At 62.2% G+C, this 14,185-nt stretch carries 11 protein-coding genes; 1 reads left to right on the top strand and 10 read right to left on the bottom strand.

The features are described from left to right. Positions 1-21: 21 nt before the first annotated feature. The 9 genes from ABOC32_RS15315 to ABOC32_RS15355 all read right to left on the bottom strand — a co-directional run bounded on the left by ABOC32_RS15315 (position 22) and on the right by ABOC32_RS15355 (position 11,722). Positions 22-1,239 (bottom strand): mandelate racemase/muconate lactonizing enzyme family protein, encoded by a 1,218-nt coding sequence (locus ABOC32_RS15315; protein ID WP_426807795.1) that lies wholly within the window; start codon positions 1,237-1,239, stop codon positions 22-24. Then, positions 1,236-2,528 (bottom strand): MFS transporter, encoded by a 1,293-nt coding sequence (locus tag ABOC32_RS15320; RefSeq protein WP_426807796.1) that lies wholly within the window; start codon positions 2,526-2,528, stop codon positions 1,236-1,238. Before ABOC32_RS15320 ends, ABOC32_RS15315 begins: the two co-directional genes overlap by 4 nt. Positions 2,529-2,594: 66 nt before the next feature. Beyond that, entirely contained in the window at positions 2,595-4,019 is a 1,425-nt protein-coding gene (aldA, locus tag ABOC32_RS15325) for an aldehyde dehydrogenase (protein ID WP_426807797.1), read from the bottom strand. A 206-nt stretch (positions 4,020-4,225) separates the two neighbouring features. After that, on the bottom strand, positions 4,226-5,401 hold the full coding sequence (locus tag ABOC32_RS15330; RefSeq protein ID WP_426811608.1) for a hypothetical protein: 1,176 nt from the start codon (positions 5,399-5,401) through the stop codon (positions 4,226-4,228). A 119-nt stretch (positions 5,402-5,520) separates the two neighbouring features. Next, complete coding sequence (locus tag ABOC32_RS15335) at positions 5,521-7,134, bottom strand: dipeptide ABC transporter ATP-binding protein (RefSeq protein ID WP_426807798.1); 1,614 nt, start codon at positions 7,132-7,134, stop codon at positions 5,521-5,523. 3 nt (positions 7,135-7,137) lie between these two features. Continuing rightward, a complete protein-coding gene (locus ABOC32_RS15340) occupies positions 7,138-7,974 on the bottom strand; it encodes an ABC transporter permease (protein WP_426807799.1) in 837 nt (278 codons plus the stop codon). Then, positions 7,974-8,921, bottom strand: coding sequence for an ABC transporter permease (locus ABOC32_RS15345; protein ID WP_426807800.1), 948 nt, complete (start codon positions 8,919-8,921; stop codon positions 7,974-7,976). Before ABOC32_RS15345 ends, ABOC32_RS15340 begins: the two co-directional genes overlap by 1 nt. A 66-nt stretch (positions 8,922-8,987) precedes the next feature. Continuing rightward, positions 8,988-10,616, bottom strand: coding sequence for an ABC transporter substrate-binding protein (locus ABOC32_RS15350; protein WP_426807801.1), 1,629 nt, complete (start codon positions 10,614-10,616; stop codon positions 8,988-8,990). Positions 10,617-10,783: 167 nt separating this feature from the next. After that, a complete protein-coding gene (locus tag ABOC32_RS15355; RefSeq protein ID WP_426807802.1) occupies positions 10,784-11,722 on the bottom strand; it encodes a LysR substrate-binding domain-containing protein in 939 nt (312 codons plus the stop codon). Between the two features lie 204 nt (positions 11,723-11,926). Between ABOC32_RS15355 and ABOC32_RS15360 the strand changes: the two genes are divergently transcribed. Further along, positions 11,927-12,802, top strand: a complete 876-nt coding sequence (locus tag ABOC32_RS15360) for a LysR substrate-binding domain-containing protein (protein ID WP_426807803.1) — start codon at positions 11,927-11,929, stop codon at positions 12,800-12,802. Here the strand turns inward: ABOC32_RS15360 and ABOC32_RS15365 are convergent. Next, on the bottom strand, positions 12,769-14,139 hold the full coding sequence (locus ABOC32_RS15365) for an MFS transporter (RefSeq protein WP_426807804.1): 1,371 nt from the start codon (positions 14,137-14,139) through the stop codon (positions 12,769-12,771). The genes ABOC32_RS15360 and ABOC32_RS15365 overlap by 34 nt on opposite strands. Between the last annotated feature and the right edge of the window lie 46 nt (positions 14,140-14,185).

Raw genomic sequence — 14,185 nt, forward strand, 5'->3', positions numbered from 1 at the left:
CCGCGTTGGGCGGCCGGGCATTCAGCCCTTGGCGGGCGAGACGTCCTTGACGTCGACCGGATGAGGGGCCATCTGCAAGTGCAGGCGTTCGCCTTCGTACCCCGAATGGCGACGCACCACGTCCATGTTCAGCTCGATCCCCAGGCCAGGCTCGCGGGACGGGATGATGTAGCCGTCTTCCCACTGCAGTGGCTTTTTGAGGATTTCGGCGTGGAAGCCATCCCAGGTGCCGATGCTTTCCTGAATCAGGAAGTTCGGCGTGCAGGCCGCGAGTTGGAAGCTCGCGGCCGCACCAATCGGCCCGTTGTACAGGTGCGGGGCGATTTGCGCGTAGTACGCTTCGGCCATGCTGGCGATCTTCTTGCCTTCGAGCAGGCCGCCGCAGCGCCCCACGTTCATTTGCAGGATCGACGCGCCACCGGCCTGCAGCAGCTTGAAGAATTCGTATTTGGTGGTCAGCCGCTCGCCCGTGGCGATCGGGATGCTGGTTTTGCTGGCGACCTGGGCCATGGCCTCTTCCTGGCCTGGCGGGATCGGCTCCTCGAACCACAGCGGGTCGTACTTCTCCAGCCGTTTGGCCAGGCGAATGGCCGACGACGGCACCATCTGCCCGTGGGTACCGAACAGCAGGTCACAACGGTTGCCCACCGCTTCACGGATGCGTTTGCAGAAGGTTTCGCAGCGCTCCAGCACTTCCAGCGAAATCTGGTGGCCGGAAAACGCGGTATACGGGCCGGCCGGGTCGAACTTCACAGCGGTAAAACCCAGCTCCATGTTCTGCACCGCGCACTCGGCGGCCAGGTCCGGGTCGCTGTAGTCGTACTCACCCTGGGCGTTGACCGGGTACAGGTAGGTGTAGGAACGCAGGCGCTCATGCACCTGGCCGCCGAGCAGCTCGTACACCGGCTTGTTCGCCGCCTTGCCGATGATGTCCCAGCAGGCCATCTCCAGGCCGCTGACCACACCCATCATGGTCAAGTCCGGGCGCTGGGTGAAACCGCTGGAATACGCACGGCGGAAGAAGCGCTCGATGTGGTGCGGGTCCTGGTCGAGCAGGTAGCGGCTGAACACATCCTCGATCACCGGCACCATTGCACGCGGGTGGAAGGTGGCGGCGTAGATCTCGCCGACCCCTTCAATGCCGCAGTCGGTCTTCAGGGTGACGAACAGCCAGTACATACCGCCGACATGGGGCGGCGGAACTGCGACGACGTGAGTCTGGAGAGAGACGATTTTCATGCTTTGTCTGCCTTGGCCTTGATGCGTTTATTCAGCAGGAACGTGGCAATCACACCCAGGAGGCCGATGCCCACGACGTAGGAGAAGTAGATCTGGTAACCGAGAAAGCCAGGGTAGTGGTCGGTGATCCAGCCGTTGAGCAGCGGCAGGAACACGTCAGGCGAATAGCCGACCAGCGAAATGATGCCGATGGCCAGGCCCGTGACCCGCAGCGGGATTTGGCAGTCATCCAGAATGGCCCAGTACAAGCCACGGATGGCGTAGGTCATCAGGCCGATGAACAGCACCAGGAACACCAGCACACCCAGCGAATGCAGGCTTGGCAGCAGGATCAGGCCGAGCATGCCCAACGCGGCGCAGAGCATGGCCCAGGCCAGCACGCCGACCTTGGAGAAGCGATCGCCCAGCCAGCCACCGCCGATACCGCCCAGGGGCCGCATCCACAGCTTGATTGTGGTGATCAGGCCAGCAGCAGTGGCGCTCAGGCCGAAGCCGCCTTCTTGCAAGTAAGCCGAGAAGCTGTAGGTTGCCCAGAAGAAGTGGTAGCCGCAGAACACGATGGCGGTGACCAACCACAGCTCTGGAATGGCCGCCAGGGTGCGCAGGTCCTGCAACAGGTTGGGTTTTTCACGTTGTTTCTGGCTGGTGGCAACCTGTGGGTCGCGCACCAGGGCCAAGAGCAAGCCGAGCACGATGCAGCAGGCGGCATAGAAGTGAATGACTTTTACCAGACCGAGCGCGTTACCATTGGTGTTGTTGTCCGCGACATACGCGAAGAGCGCCAGCGCCACGGTGGCCAACAAGGCCTCGACCAGTCCGCGACCGCCGTCCAGCACGCCGAAGAAGCGGCCTTGCTCGGCTTCGCCGGCGATCATGTTGACCCGCTTGATCAGTGACGCCCAGAAGGTCAGCCCGGTGGTGATGCCGAAGCCGCAGAAGATCATCAAGAGCATGTCGAAGCTGGGCAGTTGCGCGTACCACAGCCCGAGCAAGCCGGTGCCGATCAGCGAGAAGCTGATCAGAAAGCGCGGTGAAATGCGGTCGGCCAACCAGCCGCTGGGCAGGTAGCTGAGCAGAAATGCAGTGCCCAGGATCGAGTACAGGTAGCCCAGTTCACTGTTGCTGATGGCCAGCGCTTCGAGCATCGAGCTCTGGTACACCTGGCGCAGGTAGAGCATGGGGTAGATGGCACCCGCAGCCAGAACCAGCAGCGCCAGTTGCAGGTATCGCCCCATGTTGGCAGTTGAGGGGGTGGCGTCGAGGGTTTGTGCATTTATTGTTTTTTTCATTGTTGCTCTCACGGGCGTGGGGCCGCCCAAGGGTGAATAGGCGCGCAGGCAGCGCGCCGTTATCGATCAGTATTTGAGGACCACAAGGCGGGTCTGGGTGAATTCGAGCATGCCGTGCTTGCCGTCATCACCACCGAGCCCGGAGCGCTTCCAGCCCGCGTGGTAGCCCTGGTATGGGTCGGCTGGGGTGCGGTTGACGTAGAGTTCGCCGGCCTCGATGGCATGGGCCACCTTCATCGCCGTGCGGTAGTGCTCGCTGTAAAGCACCGACGACAGCCCGAACTGGTGGTCGTTGGCCATCGCCAGTGCATCGTCCAGGGTTTCGTAGGCCAATACCGGCAGCACCGGGGCGAAGTTTTCTTCCTGGACGATTTCCATGTCCTGGCGGCAGTGGCTGAGCAACGTCGCGGGGTAGAAGTTGCCCGGCCCTTCTGGCAGATAACCACCGGCCTCCACGCGCGCGCCGTCGGCGATCGCGCGTTGCACCTTGGCGTGGATTTCTTCACGGGCGGCGGCGCTGATCAGCGGGCCCATGAAGGCGGCATCGTCGGCGCGGTTGCCGATACGCACGGCAGCGAATTTTTCACGCAGCAAGGCCAGGAACCGGTCGTGCACGCTGGCTTGTACATAAACCCGCTCGATGGCGGTGCACAATTGACCGCAATGGGTGGTCTTGGAGGCCACGATGGCGCTGGCGGCCGCTTCCAGATCGGCATCAGCTTCGATGATGGCGGGGGTTTTCCCCCCCAGCTCCAGCGAAGGTTTGGCGATGTTGGCCTTGCAGTATTCGAGCACGGTGCGCCCGGCACGCACGCTGCCGGTCAGGGTGATCATGCCGACCGCTGGGTGCGTGCACAGCGTGGCCGCCACGTCGTGTCCCATGGCCAGGATGTTGATCACGCCCGCTGGCAGGTCGGCCTGTTGCACGGCACGGGCGATGGCGAAGGCCGACAGCGGCGTGTTGTTGCTGGGCCGCACCACCACGGTATTGCCGGTAATCAGCGCCGGGGCCACCTTGCGCATGAAGGTGTACACCGGGTAGTTGAACGGGATCAGGCAGGCGACTACGCCAATCGGCTCGCGTTGCAGCAGTATGGTCTCGTCGCGGCTGTCGCTGGGGATCACTTCACCTTCGATACGGCGGGCCCATTCGGCGTGGTAGCGGGTGATTTCCGCGGCATACAGGGCTTCGTTGCGTGCTTCGAGCGGGGCTTTGCCGGACTCGGCGGCCAGCGCCTGGCCGATATCGTCGGCGCAGGCACCCAGTGCCGAGGCCAGGCGACGCATGTGATTGGCACGTTCGATGGCCGGCAGTGCGGCCCACTCGCGCTGAGCACGCGCGGCAGCGTCGACGGCTTGGGTGACGAGTTCATGGCTGGCGGCGGCAACGGTGCCGACCTGTTCGCCGGTGGCCGGGTCGAGCACGGTGAAGGCGTCGTTGGCGGTACGGTCGACGAAACGGCCGTCGATAAAGTTCTGCTCTGTACGCATGGGGAGGTCCGAGTGCGAGGTTTAATGGCTCCACAAGGCCTGAGTAGCGGGCGAGATGACCGGCGGGCATTCAGGTTTTTTCTTGTGGCTTATGGCGGACAATTTGTCGCAGCGCGGGGGAGGGGGCAAACGATTAATAGGCGCCAGTAATGTGCATAAAAAGCATGTTAGTGGGCGTTTTGGGGCCGCAAAGCGGCCCCAAAAACTTAGAAGTAATAGCCAATGTTCATGTAAAGCTGGTTTTCCCACTGGTCACTACCGCCAACACCCAGGCTCTGGGTGTAGCTGCTGCCGCCAATGTACGGGTCGTTCTTGCCGATCAGCCATTCGGTGGCAATCCACAGTTTGCTGAACGAGAACGACGTGCCCAGGATCAACCGCTGTGACGTCTTGAAGTCGGAAGCGGATTTGTCGAAAGCGCTGTAGTTGGCATATAGCTTGACCCCGCTGATCTGGTCGAACAGATACTTGCCGTCCACGTCGTAGCTCAGGTCGGCCACATACAGGTTGCCACCGCTGGCAACGTTGAAGGTGCCGTCATAGCCACCGAAGCTGACTACTTCGTCGGTGCCAGGGTTGCGTGGCGACATTTGCTGGCGCGCCGCCTGCAACTGCACACCCCAAGGGCCATTTTTGCCCAGGTAATGCACCGCTATTGCGTTACGACGGCCATCGTTGCCGGTATCGTTGTTCTTCAGGGTCGAGGTCAGGCCCGACACACCTACCTCGGACTTCCATCCCCCGAGGTCCAGGGCTTTGGCCACGCGTAGCACCGCGGTGTTGCGCTCACGGTTGTCGCTGCCATCGGCCACATAGTCATCGGCCGACGAAACCACGGTCGAGTAAGTACGGCCGTTGGAAGTGCCCTTGCCTTGCCAGGCCGGGCGCACGTAGTAGCCGGTCTGGATGTTCCAGTCACCCACCTGTTGAATGTACTTGGCACCAATCTGGTACACGTCCTCCAGGCCGACCACGTTGCCCAGGGTTTCGAAGAAGGTGCTGCCGAAGTAGGGCTGCAGGCCGAACGGCACTTGGTTCAGGCCCACCTGGACCTGCTGGTCGGGGTTGAACTTGTAACCCACCCACGCGCTCTCTGCGAAGGCCACATCGCCGACGTTGTTGGTGTACTGGTAAGGGTAGGCGCGGCCATAGAAGCGGTACTTGGCGGCGCCGATCCAGGTGTCCGAGGTGTATTTGGCAGTGAGGAACGCGGTGTCGAAGTTGAACTTCTGGATATCGCGGTCCGGGTCGTAGTCCCAGCGGGCGCGCACTGCACCGCCGAGGTCGAGGTTATCGGTGACCTGAATGGCCGACGCAGGGGCCGCGATTGCGCCCAGTACCGGTATCAGGGTGATGAGGCGGAAGGCGTGTGGGCGTGAAATGCGCACAGTGGTGCTCCTTGTTTTATGGTTATGGTTGGCAAACGAAGCCTGTGCCGCGGCAATTGCCGCAGCCGAAAACAGGGTGTTGCGGGCCTGGTGGGGCGTGGTTTAGCCGAACATCACGCGCATACCTTGGCGCCAGGCGAGGCCGAGGCCCCCGGCGCCGCCGCCAGCAAGGTTTGCGTGTAGGCATGGCGGGGGCTGCCCAGCACCTGTTGCGCGGTGCCGTACTCCACCACCTCGCCTTGGCGCATCACCGCGATGTGATCGCTGATCTGCGCCGCGACCCGCAGGTCGTGCGTGATGAACAAAATGCTCAGGTTCAACTGCTGCTGCAGTGAAGCGAGCAGCTCCAGCACTTGCTTTTGCACCGAAACGTCGAGGGCCGACACGCTTTCATCGGCGATCAACACTTCAGGCCGCATGGCCAGGGCGCGGGCGATGCCGATGCGCTGGCGTTGCCCGCCAGAGAACTGCCGAGGCTTGCGTTTGAGCGCGTCACGCTTGAGCCCGACCTGCTCCAGCAGGTCGCCTGCTTCTTGCCAGGCCTGCTTGGCGCCCACACCACGCAGTTGTGCGGCCCTGGCGATGATGTCACCGACCCGATGGCGTGGGTTGAGCGAGCCGTAAGGGTCCTGGAAGATCATCTGGATGCGTCGACGGTTCTGTGCCAGGTGGTTGCCGTGCAAGGCCAAAAAATCCGTTTCGCCAACCCAGACATGGCCACTGTCGCTTTCGATCAGCCGGATCGCAGCCTTGACCAGCGTGCTCTTGCCCGAGCCGGACTCGCCGACAATGGCCAAGGTCTTGCCGCGTGGAAGGTTCAGCGTCACGTCCTTCAGTGCCGCCACCTGCTGGCTGCCAACGCGGTAGGTCTTGGTCAGGTGCTCGATGCGCAGGGCCAGTTCGCCGTCGGGCGAGGGTGTGTGCAGCTCAGGGTTGAGCGAAGGCACGGCCGCGATCAATTTGCGCGTGTACGGGTGGTTCGGCGCATTCAGCACCTGGTCCCGCTCACCGATTTCCACCAGCCGGCCGCCTTCCATCACGGCAATGCGGTCGGCGATCTCGGCCACCACGCCAAAGTCGTGGGTGATGAACAAGATGCCATGCTGCCCCCGGCCACGCAGTTCCCTGACCAGCTTGAGCACTTGTGCCTGGGTGGTCACGTCCAGGGCGGTGGTGGGCTCGTCGGCGATCAGCAGGTCCGGGTTCATGGCCAGGGCCATGGCGATCACCACCCGCTGGCATTGGCCGCCAGAAAGCTGATGGGGGAAGCTCTCGGCGATCCGGGGTGGGTCGGGCAGGTGGGTGGACTCCAGCAAGGCGAGCATGCGCTCACGGCGTTGCTGGGCATTCAACTCGGGGGCGTGGATCTCGAAGATTTCTTCAACCTGGCGGCCAATGCGGATTGCTGGGTTGAGGGCGGCCATGGGCTCCTGAAAGATCATCGCGATGCGGTTGCCACGCAGCTTGCGCAGGGCCGCTTCGTCCAGGGCGCAGATGTCTTCACCCAGAAACTCGATACGCCCGCCGCCCTGGCGCAAGCCCTTGGCATAGTCGCCCATGATGGCGGCGGACAGCACCGATTTGCCGGAGCCGGACTCACCGATCACACAGAGGATTTCGCCTTTGTACACATCCAGGCTGATACCTTGGACCGCGTGACTGCGGTCTGCGCCTTCCGGCAACTGGATGCTGAGGTTGTCTACGTGCAGTACGTGCTGTTGGGTCATCACTCAGCTCCTCGTGCCTTTTTGTGCGTGTTCGTCCAGGCCATCAGCCAGCAGGCTGAGGCCAAGCATCAAGGTGGAGATGGCGATGCAGGGGAAGATCACCAGATGCGGGAAGGTGATGGCCATGCTGCGGCCTTCGTTGATCATGCCGCCCCAGTCTGGCGTTGGCGGAGGAAGGCCAAGGCCGAGGAAGCCCAAGGCGCCGATCATGATCGCGGTGTAGCCAATGCGCAGGCAGAAATCGACGATCAACGGCCCGCTGCAGTTGGGCAGGATTTCTGCCAGCATGATGCGCAGCGAGCCTTCCCCTTGGGTGATGGCACTGAGCACGTAGTCGCGCGAGCGGATATCGATGGTCAGGGCACGCATGATGCGGAAAATCGCCGGCGCGCTGGTGAAGGTCACCGCGATCAGGATATTCACCGCCGAGGCGCCCAGGGCGATGATGATCACGATGTAGAGCACCAGCACCGGGAACGCCAGCACCGTGTCGGCGACGTACGACAGCACGGCGTCCACCTTGCCGTTGAAGTAGCCAGCGCACAGGCCCATGGCGATACCCACGGCAAAGGCAGTGGCGGTGGCGAGGATCGACCACAGCAAGACTGTGCGCGTGCCCCAGATCAGCCGCGAGGCGATGTCCCGCCCCATCATGTCGGTGCCGAGCAGAAACAATTGCCCGCCGTCATCACTGCTCAACGGTGTGAGCAGCGGCGTGAAGCTGGCGAGCGGATCGTAGGGGGCCAGCCAAGGGGCAAGCAGCGCGAGTGTGGCCCAGCTGCCAACCAGCAGCAGGCCGAGCAGCGCCAGGGGGTGTTTGAAGGCGTTTAGTATGTGCATCAGGCACCTCCGAGGCTGCGCAAGGTGATGCGCGGGTTGAGCCAGGTGTAGGCCAGGTCGGAGAAGATCTTGGTGGCGCCAACCACCAGCGCACTGATCATGGCGCAGGCCTCGATCAAGTAGACGTCGTGGTTCAGTGAGGCGGTGTAGAGCAGCGAACCGAAGCCCTTGTAGGCAAAGAACACCTCCACCACGATCACGTTCGAAAGCAGCCAGGGGATGTACAGCATGATTACCGTCACCGGCGCGATCAGCACATTGCGCAAGGCGTGGTGCAGAACGATTTGCCGGGTGGGCACGCCCTTGAGGCGCGCGGTGCGGATGTACGGTGCCTGCATGACCTCGATCATCGAGGCACGGGTGATACGCGCGAGGTAGCCGACGCCGAACAGGCACAGCACCATCAGCGGCATGGCCAGTTCCGCCAGGTTGAAGCCATCTGCCATGCTGCTGACCCCAGGCAACCAGTTCAGCCAGAAGACGAAAATGGCCGAGACGAACACCGCACTGGCGAAGTCCGGGATCGAAGTGGTCACGATCGACAGGCAGGACACCAGGCGGTCGAGCAGCGAGCCCTGGCGGATGCCAGCCAGGACACCGAGCGTGATTGCTACCGGCACCATAACCAGCAGTGCCAGGCCTGCGAGTGCTAGGGTTTGCATGAGGTTGGGCAGCAGCAGGTCGATGACTGGGGTGCGAAAGTGCACCGAAGTGCCCCAGTCACCGGTCACGAAGTCTTTCAGCCACACCAGGTAACGCCAGGCGAACGGCTGGTCGTAGCCCTGTTCGTGCAGCCACGCCGCGCGTTGGTCGGCCGCCGAGTAGGGGCCAAGCACGTGAGTTGCAACGTCTTCAATGTTCAGTTCCAGGGCCAGGAAAACGATCACTGAAACCGATAGCAGTGTCGCTATCAGCCCCAGGACCTTGCGTAATAGAAACTCAGCCATGCTTGCGCGCTCCGGCTAGTCAAGGGAGGGCGGGCTATCCGTGAGCGGGTAGCCCGGTCGCATGGGTCAGGCGGTCAGCCACACTTGGTCCATCGGGAAGAAGTCCGATGGATGCACGCGGAAACCTTGGACCTTCTTGCTCGCCACGGTGAACTTGTCGCCCCAGAACGGCTGCACCATCACGCAGGCGTCCTGGAGGATCTGCTCGACGCTTTGCATGGCCTCGGCCCGTCGCTTGGGGTCGATGATGCCCATGGCCTGGTCCAGGGCCGCGTCGAAGGCTGGGTCCTGGTAGTGGCTTTCGTTCCAGGCGGCGCCGCTACGGTAGGCAAGCTCCAGCGACATCACGCCCAGTGGCCGGTGTGCCCAGTAGGTGAGGCTGAACGCGGCCTTGTCCCAGATCGGCCAGTATTGGGTCGCGGGTATGACCTTGAGGTTGATGCGGATGCCGGCCTCCGTGCAGTTCTGTTGCAGGATCTGCGCGCAGTCCTGCTCGAAACGGCCTTGGGTGTTACCCACGATCAGGTCGATGTCGATGCCCTTGGAGAAGCCGGCCTCAGCCAGCAGTTGCTTGGCTTGGGCAACATCACGGGCGCGCTTTGGCAACGGGAAGTATTCGGGGTGCGAGGGGGCGACATGGTGGTCCTCGCCCACGGTACCCATGCCGCGGTAGGCGATTTTGAGCATTTGCGCATTGTCGGCGCACAGCACCACGGCCTTGCGGATACGCAGGTCATCGAACGGCTTCTGGTCGCAGGCCATGCGCATGACCACGGTTTGTGCCGATTTGCAGCTCAGCAACTGCGCGTTGGGCAAGCGTTTGGCCAGGTCCACTTCGGCCACGCTGATGCGGTACAGCACGTCTACCTGGCCGGCTTGCAGGGCCGCCAGTTGCGAGGAAATGTCGGTGCCCATGTCGATGTAGCGCAGCTCGTCCAGCAGCGCCGGCTGGCCCCAGTAGTCGGCACGTTTGGCGAAGGTGGCCTGTTTGTTGACATCGAAGCTGGCCAGTTTGAAGGGCCCGGTACCCAGTGGGTTGCGTGCCCAATCGTCACCGTTGTTGAAGCTGCGGTGCACGATGGCGCAGGTGAAGGCGTTGAGCATCTCCGGGATTGCCAGCATCGGCCGCTTGAGCAGCAGGCGGAACTGATGATCGTCGACCTTTTCGAACGATGCTATTTCCTGGAACGCGGTGCGGTTCACCGACTTGGAGTCTGGCGCGGTCCAGCGCTCGAAGTTGTGCTGCACGTCGGCGACGTTGAAGGTATCGCCATTGCTCCACTTCACGTTCTGGCGCAACTTGAAGGTCCACACTTTGAGGTCTTCGGACGGGCTCCAGCTTTCTGCAAGGTAGGGGTGGGTGATGTTGTCGGCATCTACCCAGGTCAGAAACTCAAGGGCGTTACGCAGCAGGTTCGACGCTTCGATCCAGGTGATGAGCATCGGGTCCTGGATTTCCTGGATGGCGCAGGCAAAGCGCAGGCTACCGCCGGCCTGTGGGATGGCTGCTTGCAGCGAAGGGCCCAGCAGGGTCGAGCCAAGGAAGGTGCTGGCGCTTGCGGCGGCCACGCCCAGCAGGCTGGCGGTGCGTAGGAACTGGCGACGGTTGATTTCGCCACTTTTTACCTGTTGGCAAAGATCGGCAACCGCAGGGTGCGGCGCGCCGCCATCCAGGGTGATGAGTTCGTCGGACATAGGGCAGCTCTCATGTTGTTTTTATTAGAGGTGCCTGGAGTTTCTTCAAACGGGGTAAGGCCGACAAACGACTATTACGTCGCTTTAACCTTCGCTACGCGCATGTTACTTGACAGGCGCGATCATCGTTGCGGTGATCGAAATACGCGAAAGGAGAGGCGCGCTCGTCAATTGCAGTCGGCGACCTCCCCAGAGCCCCCCAAGTTGCCCTCAGCCAACCAGACTTCATGCATCAGCCATTCGCGGAACTGTTCCACATGGACGGGCAGATCCTGGCCAGGCCGGCTGACCCACCAGTACGATTGATGGCCGTCGACCTGCACGTCCAGCACTTGCACTAATTGCCCGGCAGCCAGCTCCCGCGCCACCATTTGCCGGTCGGCGATGGTGATGCCCAGGCCGTCGATGGCCGCCCGGATGGCGAGGTCGAGTGTGTCGAACTCGTAGCCGCCGCTCAGGTCGATGTTGGAGATTCGCGCTGCATCCAGCCAGTGGCGCCAGGTCAAGTAGCGCTGGTCTTCACGGGCCAGTACGTGGAGTAGCGTCATGTTGCGCAGGTCCACGCGGCGGTTTTCCTGCTGTAACAGCAGCGAGGGCGAGCACACGGCGATGTGCCGTTCATGCATCAGCAGTGAGCTGTCCAGGCCTTCCCACTCACCGTTACCAAAACGAATGGCACCGTCGAGAGTAGCGAGCTCAGCCAGGTTGTCTTGCAGTTGGCTGGTCAAGGTGACCTCGAGGCCAGGACAAGCTTCGCGTAAGCGGCCCAAGCGTGGCAGCAGCCAGCGGCTGGCGAAGGTCGGTGGAGCATTGAGGCGAATACGGTTGGCTTGTTGGTGCGTCTGGATGCCGCGTACGGTCAATTCGATGCGGTCGAACGACTGTTGCAGCGCGCGTAGCAGGGTACGCCCGGCATCGGTCAGTTGCAGGTGGTGATGCCGGCGTTGCAGCAGGGTTTCGCCCAGTTGCTCTTCCAACTGGCGGACCTGGCGGCTCACCGCGCTTTGGGTGACGTTGAGCAGTTCGGCCGCACGGGTAAAGCTGCCAGTGCTACCGGCGACCTCGAAGGCTTTGAGGGCATTGAGTGCGGGGATCTTGCGTTTCACTGGCCTGGGTCTCCTGTTGTTGTTAGGGGGGTGGCCCGGCTCATGTATCGCGTGGCGCTGTGATCGAAAATGGCCGAAATTACCTATGTGCCCTGCAGACGGCAAACGATCTATGCGCACGGCAATCATGATAAAACCGCACGTTTGTAAAGTCAGGCGACGCTGTAGAATCGTCCTACAAAAATAAACTGTCGTGCCTGAACCATGCGTACATTACCGCCGCTGAACATGCTCCGGGTTTTTGAAGAAGTCGCTCGCCATCGCAGTTTCAACCGCGCCGCCGTGGCGCTCAGTGTCACTCAAGGTGCGGTGAGCCGTCAGATCAAGCAATTGGAAGATTACCTTGGGGTCGTGTTGTTCGTGCGCAGCCCACGCGGTCTGGTGCTGACCGAAGCGGGGCAGGCGCTGGCCGGGCAACTGGGCGAGGCGTTTGACCGCATCGAGCGCGTGGTCCAGGCGCTGCGTGTGCCGAATTTGCGGCAGCGTTTGCGCATCCTTGCGCCGCCCACTTGGGCGACGCGCTGGCTGTCGCCGCGCTTGCGACACTTCATGCAGCGTTGCCCGGACATCAGCCTGAGCGTGACTAACCAGCAGGATGAAGATCACCCGGGCGACCTCGACCTGCGGATCCTGTTCAGCCACCAGGACCATGCCCACGGTCAGCAACGGCTTCTGGTCATGGAACGTCACATCGCCGTGGCCAGCCCGGAGTTGTTCGTGGGCGGAGAAGCCCCGCCATTGTACGAACACCCCCTGCTGCACATCCTGCATGCAGGCCGGCGCCTGCAAGTGTGGGAAAACTGGCTGGCCGCTACCGGCCAGCATGATATCGACGCGGATGCCGGCATCGAGTTTTCCACGCTTGATCAGGTGATCAACACCGCCCTGGCCGGGGGTGGCCTGGCGGTGATCGATCGGCAGATGATCGAGCGTGAGCTGGCCAGCGGCAGCCTGCTGCCCATCAGCCCGGTGGAGGTCAGCGGCCCCTATGGATATTGGCTCGACATCCCTGCCGACAAGCGTGGGCTGGCCAAGGTCGAGCGCTTTCAGGACTGGTTGGCTTCGATGAGCAACCCCTGACGGCTTTCTTCACCCCCTGGTGGGACGTCGCTGCGGCAGGCGTCATCGAGCGATAGGCTTTTGGTTTCCGGTGCCCATGCGATCGACACCAGCGCGCCCATCAGCAGCACCCCCGCCAGCAGTGCCATCGTCGGGTTCAAGCCAATACCGGCAACACTCACCGGCAGCAGGAAGGTACTGATGGCAGAGCCCAGGCGGCTTGCTGCCGTGGCCAGCCCGATGCCGCTGGCGCGTACTTCGGTGGGGAAACTCTCTGCCGGGTACACCCCCACCAGGTTGCTGACCGCCGACAACACCAGGGTGAACAGGCCAAACACGGCGACCATGGCCCAGGCCATGCTGCCGGGCATCAATGCCAGCAGGAACAGCGAGACACACAGGATCAGGAAACTGCTGATGAGAAAGCCGCGCCGGGTGTATTTGAGCGTGCAGTAGATGCCCAGCACCGCACCGACGATCAGCAGCGCGTTGAGCATCATTTCAGTGCCAAAGCCTTCCGCGAGCCCCATTTTTTGCAGAATGGTCGGCAGGAACGTGTAGATGGCGAAGTAGGGCATCACGATACAAATGAAGAACACGCAGTTGAACGCCGTGCGTTTGCGATATTGCGTGCTGAACAAAGCGCTGAAACCAGATTGCCCAGGCTGTGCAGGTGCGTCATCGAGTACCACGTGGGCGCCCAGGTGCTTGCGTACGATGGCACGGGCTTCTTCTACGCGGCCTTTTTGCATGAGCCACCGCGGTGACTCTGGGGTGCCGATACGGGCGATGAGGATCAGCACTGCGGGCACGGCCGCCGATGCCAGCATCCAGCGCCAGGCATCGTCACCCAGCGGCAACATGGCGGTACCGATGAACGTCGCGGCGACGTAGCCGAAGGTCCACACCACCGAGAACGAGCCGAGTAGCACCCCCCTGTGCTTGCGGGGCGAAAACTCGGCAAGCATCGCGTGCCCGACGCTGTAGTCGCCGCCCAGGCCAATGCCGATCAGCACCCTGCAGATGAACAACTGCAACGCGCTTTCGACGAAAAACTGCATGGCTGACGCTACGGTGATCAGCACGAAGCTGACCAGGAAGATTTTTTGTCGCCCTACACGGTCGGAGATCCAACCGAAAAACAGGCTGCCCAGGAACAGCCCGATCAGCGCGGAACTGCCAATCAGGCCTTGCCAGAAGGGCGAGAGCTGCATCTGCGGGTTGATCAGGGTGAAGGCGATGCCGATCAGGCCAAGAATGTAGCCGTCGGTGAAATGCGCGCCGAAGGTAAGGCCGGCGATCTTGATGTGGAAACGACCGATAGGCAGGTCGTCGAGTTTGACTGTTTGGCCCGTCATGTTGACACCTCGTTGTTCTTGTTGGGTCGGGGCATTGCGGGAAGTG

The sequence above is a fragment of the Pseudomonas sp. WOUb67 genome (genome assembly GCF_050058005.1).
GTDB classification, from domain to species: Bacteria; Pseudomonadota; Gammaproteobacteria; order Pseudomonadales; family Pseudomonadaceae; genus Aquipseudomonas; species Aquipseudomonas putida_R.